Annotated in this window: 14 protein-coding genes, 1 other RNA gene and 1 pseudogene; 4 read left to right on the top strand and 12 right to left on the bottom strand. The window is 53.8% G+C overall.

Features of this window, described 5'->3' with window-relative positions:
* Window positions 1-6: 6 nt before the first annotated feature.
* Complete coding sequence (locus tag ACVBDQ_RS02905; protein ID WP_033026220.1) at window positions 7-432, top strand: DUF6114 domain-containing protein; 426 nt, start codon at window positions 7-9, stop codon at window positions 430-432.
* 167 nt (window positions 433-599) lie between these two features.
* Window positions 600-1049, top strand: a complete 450-nt coding sequence (locus ACVBDQ_RS02900) for a staygreen family protein (RefSeq protein ID WP_033026222.1) — start codon at window positions 600-602, stop codon at window positions 1047-1049.
* Between the two features lie 732 nt (window positions 1050-1781).
* On the opposite strand, the gene ssrA is transcribed toward ACVBDQ_RS02900, so the two are convergent.
* The 6 genes from ssrA to secG all read right to left on the bottom strand — a co-directional run bounded on the left by ssrA (window position 1782) and on the right by secG (window position 6399).
* Window positions 1782-2133: a transfer-messenger RNA gene (gene ssrA, locus ACVBDQ_RS02895) on the bottom strand.
* Window positions 2134-2194: 61 nt separating this feature from the next.
* Complete coding sequence (locus ACVBDQ_RS02890; protein ID WP_014196709.1) at window positions 2195-2350, bottom strand: hypothetical protein; 156 nt, start codon at window positions 2348-2350, stop codon at window positions 2195-2197.
* Window positions 2351-2499: 149 nt separating this feature from the next.
* Window positions 2500-2967, bottom strand: coding sequence for an SsrA-binding protein SmpB (gene smpB, locus ACVBDQ_RS02885; protein WP_013144268.1), 468 nt, complete (start codon window positions 2965-2967; stop codon window positions 2500-2502).
* An 81-nt stretch (window positions 2968-3048) separates the two neighbouring features.
* On the bottom strand, window positions 3049-5325 hold the full coding sequence (gene rnr / locus ACVBDQ_RS02880) for a ribonuclease R (protein WP_033026225.1): 2277 nt from the start codon (window positions 5323-5325) through the stop codon (window positions 3049-3051).
* Window positions 5326-5347: 22 nt separating this feature from the next.
* A complete protein-coding gene (gene estA, locus ACVBDQ_RS02875) occupies window positions 5348-6088 on the bottom strand; it encodes a carboxylesterase (RefSeq protein WP_033004594.1) in 741 nt (246 codons plus the stop codon).
* A gap of 74 nt (window positions 6089-6162) precedes the next feature.
* Window positions 6163-6399, bottom strand: a complete 237-nt coding sequence (secG, locus tag ACVBDQ_RS02870; RefSeq protein ID WP_013144265.1) for a preprotein translocase subunit SecG — start codon at window positions 6397-6399, stop codon at window positions 6163-6165.
* 615 nt (window positions 6400-7014) lie between these two features.
* On the opposite strand from secG, the gene ACVBDQ_RS02865 reads away from it, so the two are divergent.
* Window positions 7015-7230: a hypothetical protein gene (locus ACVBDQ_RS02865; RefSeq protein WP_013144264.1), complete on the top strand. Its 216-nt coding sequence runs from the start codon at window positions 7015-7017 to the stop codon at window positions 7228-7230.
* A gap of 100 nt (window positions 7231-7330) precedes the next feature.
* On the opposite strand, the gene ACVBDQ_RS02860 is transcribed toward ACVBDQ_RS02865, so the two are convergent.
* Window positions 7331-8827, bottom strand: a complete 1497-nt coding sequence (locus tag ACVBDQ_RS02860) for a carboxylesterase/lipase family protein (protein WP_033026229.1) — start codon at window positions 8825-8827, stop codon at window positions 7331-7333.
* Between the two features lie 681 nt (window positions 8828-9508).
* Here ACVBDQ_RS02860 and ACVBDQ_RS02855 point away from each other — a divergent pair.
* Window positions 9509-9664: pseudogene (locus ACVBDQ_RS02855) on the top strand (IS4 family transposase); the annotation flags it as partial.
* 152 nt (window positions 9665-9816) lie between these two features.
* On the opposite strand, the gene eno reads toward ACVBDQ_RS02855, so the two are convergent.
* The 5 genes from eno to gap all read right to left on the bottom strand — a co-directional run bounded on the left by eno (window position 9817) and on the right by gap (window position 15816).
* Complete coding sequence (gene eno / locus ACVBDQ_RS02850) at window positions 9817-11109, bottom strand: phosphopyruvate hydratase (protein ID WP_011232524.1); 1293 nt, start codon at window positions 11107-11109, stop codon at window positions 9817-9819.
* 41 nt (window positions 11110-11150) lie between these two features.
* A complete protein-coding gene (gene gpmI / locus ACVBDQ_RS02845) occupies window positions 11151-12686 on the bottom strand; it encodes a 2,3-bisphosphoglycerate-independent phosphoglycerate mutase (RefSeq protein WP_013524585.1) in 1536 nt (511 codons plus the stop codon).
* Window positions 12679-13440 carry a triose-phosphate isomerase gene (tpiA, locus tag ACVBDQ_RS02840; RefSeq protein WP_033026230.1) on the bottom strand — a complete coding sequence of 254 codons (762 nt, stop codon included), beginning with the start codon at window positions 13438-13440 and terminating at the stop codon, window positions 12679-12681. The genes gpmI and tpiA overlap by 8 nt, the downstream gene beginning before the upstream one ends.
* Window positions 13441-13501: 61 nt before the next feature.
* Window positions 13502-14686: a phosphoglycerate kinase gene (locus ACVBDQ_RS02835; protein WP_033026232.1), complete on the bottom strand. Its 1185-nt coding sequence runs from the start codon at window positions 14684-14686 to the stop codon at window positions 13502-13504.
* A 122-nt stretch (window positions 14687-14808) separates the two neighbouring features.
* Window positions 14809-15816, bottom strand: coding sequence for a type I glyceraldehyde-3-phosphate dehydrogenase (gap, locus tag ACVBDQ_RS02830; protein ID WP_011232528.1), 1008 nt, complete (start codon window positions 15814-15816; stop codon window positions 14809-14811).
* Window positions 15817-15836: the final 20 nt, after the last annotated feature.

Here is a 15836-nt window from a genome sequence, read left to right as displayed (position 1 = left end):
GAAACATTGGGCATCATTCGTTCTAGCTGGCAGGCGTTCGGTCGCTGGCGGAAACGCCGCCCGTTTTGGGGGGCAACGTTTCTCTTGTTATCAAGCCTTGTGATTTTATGGGTTCCGATGCAGCTATACGAAATTTCTCTCGTTCCCGGAAGCATGGTGTTCGTCGGCTTTTTCCTTGGCGGCATGGTCATGTTGATGGGGATTCTTTCCTACGCCATGCCGCGGCTATCCACCTTGCTCGGCATCATCGGTATGTTCAGTGCCATTCTGTCGATCATGGGCGCCTTGGGCGGCTTCTTAGTCGGCACGATTCTCGGCATCATCGGCGGGGCGCTTTGCATCGCCTGGCGCCCGCAATGGGCCGAAGCCGACACTCCTGCCGCTCATCGTGAAGCAGCGGCAGACAAAGAGCCATCCGCCGCAACCGACTAACAGGCGCCGATCGCTCGGCCGAACGAAGCGAAAGATTCGCTCGTTCGGCCTTCTTTTTTATCTCTTTTTCCCGATCACGAATCCATTCATCATGAACAAACGAGGCGCATATTCATATTATGGGCCCATCATCGCTGCAGAACAAGATGAAAGAAGGAGGGACCGCCATGAAACACCTTTCTCCCGAGCGACTGCACGTCACCCAGACCGCTGGAATCACCCAGCTGTCACCAGTGAACGGCCGTCTGTACACCTTAACCCACTCGGACACGACTGGCGCCTTATTCCTCACCGTCTCCCGCGCATTTGTCACTGATCAGCTCACTTCTCAACGCGATGAAGTGCTCGGTGAATGGAAACAAGCCGGGCAACAGCTAGTATTGTTTCTCTATGTATTCATTGGCAACCGGCAAATGGGCCGGCAAGAAAATGCGCGCCGGGCGAACGTATTCAAGAAAGAATTGCCGTTGGCGCTCGAAGCCATTCGCTATGGCGACCGCGCTTTTTTTCACACGTACCCGTTTTGTGATTGGTGCCCGATTTTCATTCATTTCACTTTGGAATACCCGGAGCTCAACCGGACGGAATACTACGGCACCCCGTATTTGTACCGCTGACAACCACTTCGGTGATGGGGCTATGCATCGCCGCGTTTTTGGGCAGCCGACAAATCTCTTTCTGTTTCTCAAAACTGTATAAAAATATCGGGCCAACGGTATGCGCGCATTGTAAGAATTACCCTTAAGCATTGCGCTCAAAGTGAGTGCCACTCTACATTCCCCGCCTCAATCATGATGATGTTCACCCCGTCGGTTACTATTTTAACTTTTTCAAGCGATTGAGTGGCGGAAATAAGCACTACTTCCAATATTTCATCAGCATCAAAGTCTTTAACGCAATCTGTTTCAAAATATGTTACATCTTCAAAAACAACGAATCCTTTAATCATCTGTAGATGAGCAAATTCACTAACATAAATTTACATCCAAACAAAAAAAGGCGACATGGACTCGATTCCTTGGTTAGAATAGACAAGTGCAACTCTTGGCGGCGCTAGAGCTGAGGCCGCCTCCGAAGATTCTAGGCATCCATCCTCGCGCCTAGATACACGCTGGAAGGATGCCCAAATGCCTCTTGTCCCTTTGGCATCAAGGGATGAGAGGCATTTTGTTTACTTAGTCACTGTCGAACTCGGTATACAATGCAAGGTAAAAACGCGGTGCAAAATCCGTGCAAAATTTTTTCGGATTCTATCGATTTCTTTAGGATTCCCCAAAAATGAAAAACGACCGCAAACACGGTCGTATCAAGAGGTTCACCATTTTTAATCCGAAACAGCAACATGTTGGAAATGGAGACGGTGGGAGTCGAACCCACGTCCAGAGGCATCGCCACTTAAGCATCTACGAGCGTAGTCGGTATATTTCGCTTCGCCGTCCGTTCCGCCTACCGACAGGCCTCCCGGCGGCTAGCCTGGTTCGTCTCTTCCCTCATCCTCAGGCGGCGGATTTGGGCGTAGCCCGCTTCATATGAGCCCCTCGAACGCCACGCGGGCGATGGCGGGAGGAGCTAGCTGCAGCAATTAGGCAGCTAAAGCGTAGTTTTGTTTGCCAGTTATCTTTAGGTGACGTTTTTACGAGGACGTCCCCCTCGGCTCGCCGCTTAAGCTCGACCTACCCCTGTCGAATCCGGATCGTCCCCGCGGTGGCGAAGAAAGATCGGAATAGCGTAAGCGATGGATAACTGGCTGTTGCATTATTTATTATACCATGGCGATGCGCATTTTCAATGGGAATGTTTTCAACCCCGGTGAAAAACGGTCATTTTTGCCAAAGCGATGGAGTTCGCCAGGAAAGAAGAGCCGATGTTTCAATGCTTCTCCACTGGAGAAGATTCGATTGAGAACTGTTTTTCCCATACACCACCGACTCCCTATAAGGCTGGTGAAAAACGGGTTTTGCGCCCAGATCGGCGGCGCTGGACGAGAAAGGCATGTCGATCTGACAAAGTTTCTCTAAATAGAAAAAGAATTGGGATCTCCCGTTTTTTCTTTGAATCACCAACCCTCTATAGTTTTTGCCGCTCGCGGAACGCCCGCTCGATTTCGCGCTGCGCTTCTTTCCGCTTCATGTCTTCCCGTTTGTCGTATTTTTTCTTCCCTTTGGCCACTCCAAGCTCCACTTTGGCAAAGCCATTTTTAATATACAATTTCAGCGGCACGAGCGTATACCCTTGCTCTTTCGTATAGCCGATCAGCTTGTTGATTTCGCGGCGGTGCAAAAGGAGCTTTCTCGTCCGCAGCGGATCATGGTTGTAGCGGTTGCCTTGTTCATACGGGCTGATATGCATGTTATGAAGAAACACTTCCCCTTTTTCCACTTTGGCGAACGAATCTTTCAAGTTCACCCGGCCGTTGCGGATCGATTTGATTTCCGTCCCTTGCAGCACAAGGCCGGCTTCATACGTTTCTTCGATGAAATAGTCGTGGTGCGCTTTTTTGTTTTGGGCGATCACTTTTCCTTCGCCTTTCGGCATCCGTTTTCCCCCTCCTCATTGTAGCGTTTCTTATTTTACCAAAAACGAAAAAGAAGGAAAAGCCGCCCGTTCGGCTTTTCCTCACCGTTTTTTCTTTTTCTTCTTTTTCGCCTTCGCGCTGCGGTTTGAGCCGCTTTGCGCTTTCGGCTCCGCCTTCGCTTTTCCTTTCTTTTGCTTTTTCCCTTCAATGACGACCGGAGCGGCTTTCGCTTTCGGCGGACGGCGTCCCTTCATGCCGACGACTTCAAAATCGACGATCCGTTCGTCTTTGTTCACGTTGATGACGCGGACGGTGATTTCATCGCCGATGCGGTACATTTTCCCGGTCCGTTCGCCGATCAACGCGTAGTGGCGTTCGTCGTAGCGGTAATAGTCGTCCGTTAAGTAGCTGACGTGCACCAAGCCTTCGATCGTGTTCGGCAGCTCAACGAACAAGCCGAAGTTCGTCACCGAGCTGATAATGCCGTCAAACTCCATCCCGATTTTGTCTTCCATAAACTCGGTTTTCTTCAGATCGTCCGTCTCCCGCTCCGCCTCAACGGCGCGCCGCTCCATATCGGAAGCGTGTTCCGCAATTTCAGGCAGCTTTTCCGCCCATTTTTGCTGGGTGTCAAGATCCATCTGGCCGTTAATGAGATACGTCCAGATCAACCGATGGACGATCAAATCCGGGTAGCGGCGGATCGGTGACGTAAAATGGGTGTAAAACTCGGTCGACAGGCCGTAATGGCCGAGGCTCTCGGCGTCATAGCGCGCCTGTTTCATCGACCGAAGCATGACGGTCGAGATCACCATTTCTTCCGGCTCGCCGCGCACCGCTTCGAGAATTTGCTGGAGGGCGCGCGGATGGATTTGGTTGCCCGTTCCTTTCACGACATAGCCGAAGTTCGTGATGAACTCTAAAAAGCGCTGCAGTTTTTCCGGCTTCGGATCCTCGTGAACACGGTAAATAAATGGCACGTTCAACCAATGGAAATGCTCAGCCACCGTTTCGTTCGCCGCCAGCATAAACTCTTCAATCAACCGCTCAGCGACCGACCGCTCGCGCAAGACGACATCGTACGGCTTGCCGTTTTCATCGACAAGCACCTTCGCCTCCTTAAAATCGAAATCAATCGCCCCGCGCTTTATCCGCTTTGCCCGCAAAATGTCGGCAAGCTCAGCCATCAGCTCAAACATCGGCACAAGCGGCGCATATTTTTCCCGCAAGGCTTCGTCTTTGTCAACGAGAATTTTATTGACATCGGAATACGTCATCCGTTCCGCCGTGCGGATGACGCTTGGGAAAATTTCATGGCGGACGACTTCTCCTTGCGGGGTGATTTCCATTTCGCACGAGAGCGTCAGCCGATCGACTTTCGGGTTGAGCGAGCAAATGCCGTTCGACAGCCGATGCGGGATCATCGGGATGACGCGGTCAACCAAATAAACGCTCGTGCCGCGTTCATACGCCTCGCGGTCAATAGGCGAGCCTTCCTCAACATAGTAGCTGACATCGGCGATATGAACGCCGAGCTTATAGTTGCCGTTTTCAAGCTTTGTCACGGTGACGGCATCGTCCAAATCCTTCGCATCTTCCCCGTCGATCGTGACGATCATCTCGCCGCGCAAATCGCGGCGCCCTTCCAAGTCTTTCTCCGTAATGACATCCGGCACCCGGTTGGCGTGCTCGATCACGTCTTCTGGAAATTGAAGCGGAAGGCCGTATTTATAGATGATCGCCAAAATGTCGACGCCCGGGTCGTTTTTATGGCCGAGAATTTGGACGACTTCCCCTTCAGCGCTCATTCGTCCTTCCGGGTACGAGGTGAGCCGGGCGACGACTTTATGCCCTTCGACCGCGCCGTTCGCCGCGTTTTTCGGAATGAAAATGTCGTTGACGATCCGTTTGTCATCGGGGATGACAAAGCCGAAATATTTGCTTTCCGTGTACGTGCCGACGACTTCTTTCACCCCGCGCTCCAAAATGCGGACGATCGTTCCTTCGCGGCGCGCCCCGGATGAATCGGCTTGGACGCGCACAAGCACCGTGTCGCCATGCATGGCGTTTTTCAGTTCGGACGGCGGGATAAAAATATCATCCAGTCCCGGCTCCTCCGGTGTGACAAACGCGAATCCTTTCGGGTGGCCAATCACCTTGCCGCGCACGAGATTCATCCGCTCGGGCACGCCGTAGCGGTTGCTGCGCGTCCGGACGACAAGACCTTCCTCTTCCATGGCGACAAGCGTTTTGACAAACGTTTTAAACTCCTCAGCATCCGCAATCCCAAACGCTTCCTCCAGTTCCTCAACGGTCAGCGGTTTGTACGCCTCATCGCGCATAAACGTTAAAATTCGTTCGGCCAACACATGATCCATTGGCCATCCCCTCCTTTCTCCATTACCAATCTAACGATTCAAGAAATGCATAAATATCTTCATGCAGCTGATCTTTTTCTTGATCAAGCGTAATCACATGGCCTGATTGCTCATACCATTTGATTTGTTTGACCGGCGATTCAATTTCGTTATAAATGATGTTCGCGCTGTCTGGATTGATCATCTCATCATGGCGCGCTTGGACGACGAACGTCGGCGCATAAACCAAATCAAGGTGGGCGCGCACATCGGCAATGAGTTCTTGCAAGGCTTTCAACGTCTTCATCGGCGTTTGTTTGAACCGTTCCATTTCCTGTTCGATTTGTTCCTCTGATTTCCCTTCCCGCTTTTTATACTCGCGCGCATACTCGAGCACACCTTCGTACATCGTTTCTTCGCTTTTGATGTACATCGGCGCGCACATCGTCACAATGCCTTCTATAGGTACAGTGTAGCCTAATTTGAGAGAAAATACGCCTCCAAGCGACAATCCAGCCACGGCAATTTTTTCGTAGCCTTTGTTTTTCAAAAACTGATAGCCGTTCATGACGTCTTGCCACCAATCATCCGGTCCGGTGTGGACGAGCTCTTCCGGCGGCACGCCATGCCCTTTGTAAATCGGAGCGTGGCACGTATACCCTTTCGATTCCAAGAATCGCCCAAGCATCCGAACGTCGGCGGAATTGCCGGTAAACCCATGCAAAAGCAGCACCGCCCGCTCCCCGGCTTCAAAGAAAAACGGCTTCGGCGGAACAATTTTCATCATAGGTTCTCCTTCCTCTCTGGTGTGAAATAGAAAGGGCAGCCCTTCATTCTATGGACCGCCCCATGTTTGACTTATGATGGCTGTACGTACGTAACCAAGATCGTCAATACGAAAAACAAGACGGCCAACACGACCGTGACGCGCTGAAACACCGCATCGAGCCCACGGGCTTTCTGCTTCCCGAACAATTGCTCGGCGCCGCCGGTGATCGCCCCCGACAGCCCGGCGCTGCGGCCCGACTGCAGCAAGACAACTGCGATCAGCGCGATCGACACAATGACAAGCAGCGTCACAAGCAAGGCATGCATGCCTGACACCTCCAACGACCGACGTTGCAATAATTTCACTATACCATAGATCGCCGTTGGCGGCAACTGGCGGGCCTGTCTCAACACGACGAAAGGAACAGATTCTCTTTTTTGTGAAACATTAGATTGGAAAGCCCGTCATCTAAAAATTTTAAAAAAATACAAGCCAGAAGATGCTCAAATGGAGGAAATCGATGAAATCATTGACGAATGCCTGGCAAAAATCGCAACGTATCTGACCTGATCTGATCGGCCTGGAGGCAGCGAAAGAATGGAACGATGTTGAAGGAAAGACTACATTTCCTGTCTTTTCTATATAAGTTGCAATAAAGATTTTCCGATTGTTCGATTCTGTTTTCCTTCATAACAAGTCATTTTGATAGAATGCAGCGGGCGTTCTACTGGATGTAAAACAAAGTTTCAACTTATATAGAGGGCTAAATCGAAGGGATGGGGCCAAAAAATTCCCTGCTCCTCCCCTTTGGCATAGATGGGGGAGCGTTTCATCCTCCATCCGCTTGACGCTCCATGAATCGGGTGCGGTATGATCATTGTCGTCCGCCGCCGAAATACGTTACAATAGAAAGCAAATCGGCAACGACTGGAGGGACTTCAATGGCAAGACCGGACGAACGAGTCGTCATCGCGATTGACGGCTATCAATTCAAACGGGCGCGGGAGGCGAAGAAAGGGAAAATTTTCGTCACCTCGCCGATTGGGGCGAACTTTACGTTTGACGTCAACGTCATGCGCAAGCTCATCGAGGCCATCGACCGCGACCCAGCGCTGGCGGAACAGTTCGGGCTTCCTTCTCAGGGGGCAAACGAATAACAAAGGAACGGCGGTTGGCCGTTCCTTTGTTGGTTTAGCGGAGAGAGGCCGAAGCTCCATTTTTTCACAGATGGCGGTGCTCCCTCACGAATCAAATCTTCTAGCGTCCTTGCCATGCCGCTCGCTCGCGGCCAAACGGATCATCTTCGACATGGCTGGCGGCTGAAAAGACAAAGGCCGCCTTGCGCTCGCTCGTATACGCCGGCCACGCTTCCGGCAAGTGATCGCCGTTCGGGTTGCCGGTGCGGGCAAACGCCAGCCAGGCGTAATGCATTTGGTCAGCGATCGCCTCGCGCTCCGGCCGGTTGCCGACGAAATTCGCGACGCCCGGCTGATGGAGATTGTGAAACACAAACGGCAGCTCGAGCGCGTGGCATGCTTTCAGCTGTCCGCCGAACACCGGCGTCTCATAATCAAACCGGTACATGTACACATCCGCTCCGTGGGCCGCTTGGGCGTCCGCTGTCCGCAGCATCCCCTCGACAAAAACACGGTACGTCATGATGCGCAGCCACGTTTGCCAGTCGGGCGCCGACGGCTCCGCCGTCTCTGCATAATAGCGAATCGCCGCCTCCGGCACGGGCCCGACTTCACGGTTGATCCGGTCAAGCAGTTCTTTTTCGCCAAGCTTTGTCCACGATGGATCCGTCAAGGTAAACAGGTTGTACTCGTCTTTCGTCACGCCGATGAGAATCGGAATGCCGCTGGCCGCCCCGTCGTGGAGCGCCTCGATCGGATGGCGCCGCAATACGCGGCCATCCACCACCGGACCGTACATGATTCCCGGACCGAGCGACAGCGCCGCCCGCAGCAGCTCCTCGGCGGGAATCGACAAGAGCCGGCCGCGGTCACCCGGGCGGATGCCGGCGCGCTCGAGAATGCGCTCGGTCATCGCCATGGCGGTCTTGGGCGAACGGAGGAGAAGCGCTCCCGAACCGCTTTGCAAAATGGCGCGCCGAAACAGCCCGCTGGCCTCCGGAAGCGACAACAGCACGCCGACGCTCGCCGCTCCCGCCGATTCACCGAAAATCGTCACATTGTCCGGATCACCGCCAAACGCCGCAATGTTCTCCTTCACCCAGCGCAGCGCCGCCACTTGGTCCAAAATGCCGAGATTCCCGGCTTGCGCGTACGCTTCGCCGAACGAATCACCGAGATGCAAAAAGCCAAACACGTTCATTCGGTAGTTGATCGTTACGACGACGACATCGCCGTGTTTCGCCAACGCCGTCCCGTCATACCACGGCGAAGAACCCGAGCCGAACAAAAAGGCGCCGCCGTGAATCCAGACGAGCACCGGCCGCTTCTTCCCATCCGCCGCCGGCGACCAAACGTTCAGGTACAGCCCGTCTTCGCTCGGCGGCTCGCTCATCCGCCCGAGCAATCCGCTGAAAATCGGATCCGACGGCTGCATCACGACAGGACCGAAGGCAGTCGCCTCCCGCACCCCATCCCATGCCTCAGGCGGCTCCGGCGGCAAAAAACGGCGTTCACCGACCGGCGCTTTCGCATACGGAATTCCTTTCCAAACGAAAACGCTTCCATTCACCACACCGCGCAGCCGCCCATACCGTGTTTCAACAACGGTTCGTTCCATCCTCTTCCCACTCCTCTGAATATTTGGACGATTCAAAAATATTATAAACCAACAGCCAGTCTGCGTCCATCGTTTTGCGACCGCACGCGAGGTTCTCATACCGCGTCCAAAAGAGAGGTGCCCCGCCCATGCACAAAAGTAAAGATAGACGCGGCCGAAACAGTCAGCGCCATGAAAAAGATGATTCTAGGCGCGATCACCTTAAGCGGCGTTGTTCGGTCGCCCGACAGTCGATCAAATACTCGGGAAAAGCTGCAAATGGTAAAGCTTCAAATTGCATCTATATAGTTGAGCAAATTCACTAATAAACTGTAGGTTGGTCTCTTTGTTAACGGAAAATATTGTAATGAAAATTGCTCATCTACAGTCAAGAAAAATTAATTTGCGATCTCCATCAGCAAGTGCAACAAAGGCCGGGTTCACCTTCAGTTTTGTATCGTTTCGGGAGACAGTTTCTTTCCATTTCTCACACCCAACCATTAAAAACAAACAGATGCAATAAATGAAAATCATAATTTTACAGGCGTGTTGATTAACCAATAATATCCATAAAAAGCATAGAAAAAAGAGCACCTTTCCTGTAGAATGTAAGTAACGACGCAAACAAACCTAGGAGGCGCTCTCTGTGCACAAGCATACCACACTCCCAAATTTGATGCAAAAAATTGTTTCTGATGAGGATCGGATTTTACTTGTCAATTCGGAACAAAACAATGTCGTTCCAAAAAGCGCCATCGCGTCGTGATCTTTCAGGATGCGAACGAGCATGACATCCGTGTGGTCACGAACCTCTTGAAGGCATCGGCGGAAAAGATTGCCGAGATGTATCAAGCGCGTCATCATAAAACGACTATTTACGATCCCATCTGATGAAGAGGCGTAGCTTTCCTAAATGCGTCAAGACGTCTTGATCACCGCCAGCCATTCGATTCTCTTTTCGCCTCCGTCAAAACGACAGGCGCCCCCTCCGTTGGGGACGCCTGTTCCCGTTATTTTTTCAAATTGTAAAACGAGCGGATGCCTTGGTAAATGGCCGTGTGGCCGAGTTCATCTTCAATGCGGAGCAGCTGGTTGTATTTCGCGACGCGGTCGGTGCGCGACGGCGCGCCCGTTTTGATTTGGCCGGCGTTGGTGGCGACGGCGATGTCCGCGATCGTGCTGTCTTCCGTTTCGCCGGAACGGTGCGAGACGACGGCGGTGTAGCCGGCGCGTTTCGCCATTTCGATGGCGTCAAACGTTTCGGTGAGCGTGCCGATTTGGTTCACTTTGATCAAAATCGAGTTGCCGACGCCTTTTTCAATGCCTTCGGCCAGTTTTTTCGTGTTTGTGACAAACAAGTCGTCGCCGACAAGCTGGACTTTTTTGCCGAGCCGCTCGGTCAGCAGTTTATGGCCTTCCCAGTCGTTTTCATCGAGCCCGTCTTCGATCGAGATGATCGGATATTTCGATACAAGCTCTTCATACCAAGCGACCATTTCTTCCGACGTTTTCACAACGCCTTCGCCTTCAAGATGATATTTGCCGTCTTCTTTGTTGTACAGCTCGGACGAGGCAACGTCCATGGCGAGCATCACTTGTTCGCCCGGTTTGTAGCCGGCTTTTTCGATCGCTTCGATGATCGTTTGCAGCGCTTCTTCGTTCGATTTCAAGTTCGGGGCGAAGCCTCCTTCATCGCCGACGGCGGTGTTGTAGCCTTTCGCTTTCAGCACCGCTTTTAAGCTGTGGAAAATTTCCGCCCCCATGCGCAGCGCTTCGCGGAAGCTTTCCGCGCCGACCGGCATGATCATAAATTCTTGAATGTCGACGTTGTTGTCCGCATGCGCGCCGCCGTTTAAAATGTTCATCATCGGCACCGGCAGCGTTTTGGCGTTAAAGCCGCCTAAGTATTGGTACAGCGGCAGGCCAAGCTCGTCCGCTGCCGCGCGGGCCACGGCGAGCGAGACGCCCAAAATGGCGTTGGCGCCAAGCTTGCTTTTGTTTTCCGTGCCGTCTAATTCAATCAGCTTCCGGTCGATCGCCACTTGGTCGGCGACCTCCAGGCCGATGATTTCCGGCGCGATGATTTCGTTGACGTTTTCGACCGCTTTTAACACCCCTTTGCCGAGGTAGCGGTTTTTATCGCCGTCGCGCAGTTCGACCGCTTCATATTCCCCGGTCGAGGCGCCGCTCGGCACCAAGGCGCGGCCGAAGCCGCCGTCTTCTGTGTACACTTCCACTTCCACCGTCGGGTTGCCGCGCGAATCGAGCACTTCGCGAGCGTAGACATCGATAATGGCAGACATGGGAACACACTCCTTTTCGTATCGTTTTCTCAAGATCATCATTATTTGACAATCAACGATTTCCCCGTCATTTCTTTCGGCTGCGGCAAGCCGAGCAAATCGAGCATCGTCGGCGCCAAATCGCCTAAGATGCCGCCGTCTCTAAGCTTGATGCCTTTTTTCGTCACGATGACCGGCACCGGATTCGTCGTATGAGCCGTTTGCGGCTTGCCGTCCGGCGTCAATACTTCATCGGCGTTGCCGTGGTCGGCGGTGATGATGGCGATGCCGCCTTTGGCCAAAATGGCATCGACGACTTTGCCGAGGCATTCGTCCACTGCCTCCACCGCCTTGATCGTCGGTTCGAGCTTGCCCGAATGGCCGACCATATCCGGGTTGGCGTAGTTCAAAATGATCGCATCGTACTTATCGGCTTCAATTTCCTTGAGCAGCGCATCGGTCACTTCATAGGCGCTCATTTCCGGCTTCAAGTCATACGTCGGCACTTTCGGCGAGTTGATCAAAATCCGGTCTTCGCCTGGAAATTTCTCTTCGCGGCCGCCGCTCATAAAAAACGTCACGTGCGGATATTTTTCGGTCTCGGCGATGCGCAGTTGGCGCAGTCCGTGCTGCGACAGCACTTCCCCAAGCGTGTTGTCAAGGTTCGTCGGCTTGAACGCCACGTACCCTTTCACCGTTTCGCTGAAATGGGTCAAGCAGACAAAGAACAAATGCTTCGGATGTTTCGGGCCGCGGTCAAACTCGCGGAAATCTTCGTTCGTAAACGTGTTTGAAATTTGGATCGCCCGGTCAGGGCGGAAATTATAGAAGATAATCGCGTCATTGTCTTGAATCGTCGCCACCGGCCGGCCGTCTTCGCGGACGATGACCGACGGCAGGACGAATTCGTCGTAAATGCCGTGTTTGTACGAGTCCTCGATGCATTCGAGCGGATCGCGGTACGTCGGCCCTTCCCCGTACACCATCGCCCGATACGCCTTTTCGACGCGGTCCCACCGCTTGTCGCGGTCCATCGAGTAGTAGCGGCCCGATAACGTCGCGATTTCGCCGACGCCATATTCCTTGATTTTTTCCTGCAGTTCTTTGATGTATTGCGGCGCTGTTTGTGGGCCGACGTCGCGGCCGTCCAAAAAGCCGTGGATGTACACGCGTTTTACGCCTTCTTTCGCCGCCAAGCGCAAGAGGGCGTACAAATGGTGAATATGGCTGTGCACCCCGCCGTCGGAAAGCAAGCCGAACAAATGCAAGCTTGTCCCATGTTGTTTCACATGGTTCATCGCCGCCAAAAACGTTTCATTTCGGTCAAACTCGCCTTCGCGAATGGCAATGTTGACTCGCGTTAAGCTTTGGTACACAATGCGCCCGGCGCCGATGTTGAGATGGCCGACTTCCGAGTTGCCCATCTGCCCTTCCGGAAGCCCGACCGCCTCGCCGCACGCCTTGAGCGTTGTGTGCGGGTATTCGTTCCAATAGCGGTCAAAGTTCGGTTTGTTCGCCTGAGCGACCGCATTGCCGTACGTTTCGTCGCGCAGCGCAAATCCGTCTAAAATGATGAGCGCAACCGGTTTTTTACTCATGGCGCCCCGCCTCCACCAATTGCAAGAATGAAGCCGGCTCGAGGCTCGCCCCGCCGACTAAGGCGCCGTCGATCTGTTCTTGCGCCAAGAAGTCGCGGATGTTGTCTGGTTTGACGCTGCCGCCGTATTGAATGCGGATCGCTTCCGCCGCCTCCGGGCCAAACAGGCGCGAAACAACCGAACGGATATGGCCGCAGACGCTGTTGGCGTCTTCCGGTGTTGATGATTTGCCCGTCCCGATCGCCCAAATCGGCTCGTAAGCGATGACCGCTTGCTTCACTTGTTCCGGCGTCAAGCCGGCGAGCGCTTTTTCCACTTGCGAGGCGACAACGGCGTTCGTCTGCCCCGCTTCCCGCTCCTCAAGCGATTCGCCGCAGCAAATAATCGGTATAAGCCCGCGGGTGAAGGCGGCCAACACTTTTTTGTTCACGGTCTCATCTGTTTCGGCGAACATTTGCCGGCGCTCCGAATGGCCGAGGATGACGTACGTGACGCCGAGGTCTTTCAGCATGACCGGGCTCACTTCGCCTGTGTACGCCCCTTGATCGGCAAAGTGCATCGTTTGCGCCCCGATTTTTAAATCCGTGCCGTCTGCCGCTTGCACCAACCGATCCAAAAAGAGAAACGGCGCGCAAACGACGGAATCGACTTCGTCGGCCGGCGGCACGTGCCCTTTTACGTCCTCGACAAATTGAACAGCTTCCGCCAATGTTTTATGCATTTTCCAGTTGCCTGCAATGATGCGTTTTCTCATCGTTCACCCTTCCTTTCAATGGGCGGCGTCAGCCGCCATGCGCCAAATCCGGCGCCGTGGGTCATTTGTCTTCGAGCGCGACGACACCCGGCAGCTGTTTTCCTTCCATAAACTCGAGCGAAGCGCCGCCGCCGGTGGAGATATGATCCATTTTGTCGGCCAAGCCGAATTTCTCAACCGCCGCCGCCGAATCCCCGCCGCCGATGACCGAATAGGTGTCGAGCGCTTCCGCCAGTGCTTCGGCGATCGCTTTTGTCCCGTGGGCGAACGCTTCCATTTCAAAGACGCCCATCGGGCCGTTCCAGACAACGAGCTTCGATTGACGAATGACATCGCGGTACAATTCGCGCGTTTTCGGGCCGATGTCAAGCGCCTCCCAATCGCTCGGAATGGCGTCGATGGCGACGACTTTCGTGTTGGCGTCGTTCGCAAACCGGTCGGCCACGACCACGTCCACCGGCATATAAAAACGGACGCCTTTTTCTTTCGCCTTTTCCATAAACGATTTGGCGAGTTCGATTTTGTCCTCCTCAAGCAGCGACTTGCCGACGTCATGGCCGAGCGCTTTGACGAACGTATACGCCAGTCCGCCGCCGATGATCAAGTTGTCAACTTTTTCAAGCAAATTGTCGATGACGCCGATTTTGTCTTTCACTTTCGCGCCGCCGATGATCGCCGTAAACGGGCGGTCCGGATTCGAGAGCGCTTTGCCGAGCACTTCGAGTTCTTTTTCCATCAAAAACCCGGCCACCGCAGGCAAGTAATGGGCGATGCCTTCCGTCGACGCATGAGCGCGGTGGGCGGCGCCGAACGCATCGTTGACATACAGATCCGCGAGCTCCGCAAACGCTTTGGCCAGCTCTGGATCGTTTTTCTCTTCGCCAGGGTAAAAACGGACGTTCTCAAGCAAGAGCACGTCGCCTTCGTTCAAACGGTCGACCGCCGCTTTCACCTCATCGCCGACCGCTTCATTCGTTTTGGCGACCGGCCGTTCAAGCAGCTCGCCGAGCCGCTTCGCAACGGCATCCAAACGCAATTCTTCGACCACTTTTCCTTTCGGGCGGCCGAGGTGGCTCGCCAAAATGACTTTCGCCCCGTGCTCGATCAAATAGCGGATCGTCGGGAGTGCGGCGCGAATGCGCGTGTCATCGGTGATGGCGCCTTGCTCCATCGGAACGTTGAAATCGACGCGGCAAAAGACGCGCTTTCCCCTCACCTCAACGTCGCGGATCGTCTTCTTGTTCATCGTTCGTGCCCCCTTTTGGCTGCAGTTTGGACAAAGGAAAAGGAGTGGGGATCATTTCCCCGCTCCCCTCCATTTCCCTATTATAGACTTGAACGGATGGAAAACTCAACGCCAAGCTGGTTTTACAGCCCTTTCGAGGCGATGTAGGCGGCCAAGTCGACGACGCGGTGCGAATAGCCCGTTTCGTTGTCATACCACGAAACGACTTTCACCATTTTGCCTTCAATGACCATTGTCGACAACGCGTCGATCGTCGACGAAGCGGTGCTGCCGTTGTAGTCGCGCGACACGAGCGGTTCTTCGCTGTAGGCCAAAATGCCTTTCAGCTCGCCTTCCGCTGCTGCTTTCAACGCGGCATTCACTTCTTCGACCGTCACTTCTTTTTCCAATTCCGCCACCAAGTCAACAACGGATACGTTCGGCGTCGGCACACGCATTGCCATGCCGTTCAATTTGCCTTTCAGTTCCGGCAAGACAAGCGCAACAGCTTTCGCCGCCCCGGTCGTCGTCGGAATGATCGATTCCGCGGCCGCGCGAGCCCGGCGCAAATCTTTATGCGGCAAGTCCAAAATTTGTTGGTCGTTTGTGTACGAGTGAACGGTCGTCATCATGCCGCGGACGATGCCGAATTTTTCATGCAGCACTTTGGCAAACGGCGCCAAGCAGTTCGTCGTGCACGAAGCGTTCGAGATGACATGATGGGCTTTCGGATCGTATTTGTCTTGGTTGACGCCCATGACGATCGTAATATCCTCGTCTTTCGCCGGTGCGGAAATGATCACTTTTTTCGCACCCGCTTCCAAATGTTTGGCGGCGTCTTCGCGTTTCGTGAAGCGGCCGGTCGACTCAACGACGATGTCAACGCCGATCTCGCCCCACGCCAAGTTCGCCGGATCGCGTTCCGCCTTGACGATGATTTCTTTGCCGTTGACGACCAAGTTGTTGCCGTTCACCGACACTTCGGCATCCAGACGGCCATGGACGGAGTCGTACTTCAACAAATGAGCAAGCGTATTCGCATCGGTTAAATCGTTCACCGCCACCACTTCAATGTCCGGGTTTTTCAATGCCGCGCGGAAGACGTTGCGTCCGATGCGGCCAAATCCGTTGATTCCCACTTTGACTGCCATCTTATTTTCCTCCTTGCGAT

It is taken from the genome of Geobacillus sp. CCR (genome assembly GCF_052906625.1).
This window is presented reverse-complemented; position numbering and strand designations above follow the sequence as displayed.

Coding starts and splice junctions, on each gene's coding strand:
- ACVBDQ_RS02900 (WP_033026222.1), top strand. CDS start 600: ATGAAACACCTTTCTCCCGAGCGACTGCACGTCACCCAGACCGCTGGA.
- ACVBDQ_RS02890 (WP_014196709.1), bottom strand. CDS start 2,350: ATGGGAAAAACAGTTCTCAATCGAATCTTCTCCAGTGGAGAAGCATTG.
- smpB (WP_013144268.1), bottom strand. CDS start 2,967: ATGCCGAAAGGCGAAGGAAAAGTGATCGCCCAAAACAAAAAAGCGCAC.
- rnr (WP_033026225.1), bottom strand. CDS start 5,325: ATGGATCATGTGTTGGCCGAACGAATTTTAACGTTTATGCGCGATGAG.
- estA (WP_033004594.1), bottom strand. CDS start 6,088: ATGAAAATTGTTCCGCCGAAGCCGTTTTTCTTTGAAGCCGGGGAGCGG.
- secG (WP_013144265.1), bottom strand. CDS start 6,399: ATGCATGCCTTGCTTGTGACGCTGCTTGTCATTGTGTCGATCGCGCTG.
- ACVBDQ_RS02865 (WP_013144264.1), top strand. CDS start 7,015: ATGGCAAGACCGGACGAACGAGTCGTCATCGCGATTGACGGCTATCAA.
- ACVBDQ_RS02860 (WP_033026229.1), bottom strand. CDS start 8,827: ATGGAACGAACCGTTGTTGAAACACGGTATGGGCGGCTGCGCGGTGTG.
- eno (WP_011232524.1), bottom strand. CDS start 11,109: ATGTCTGCCATTATCGATGTCTACGCTCGCGAAGTGCTCGATTCGCGC.
- gpmI (WP_013524585.1), bottom strand. CDS start 12,686: ATGAGTAAAAAACCGGTTGCGCTCATCATTTTAGACGGATTTGCGCTG.
- tpiA (WP_033026230.1), bottom strand. CDS start 13,440: ATGAGAAAACGCATCATTGCAGGCAACTGGAAAATGCATAAAACATTG.
- ACVBDQ_RS02835 (WP_033026232.1), bottom strand. CDS start 14,686: ATGAACAAGAAGACGATCCGCGACGTTGAGGTGAGGGGAAAGCGCGTC.
- gap (WP_011232528.1), bottom strand. CDS start 15,816: ATGGCAGTCAAAGTGGGAATCAACGGATTTGGCCGCATCGGACGCAAC.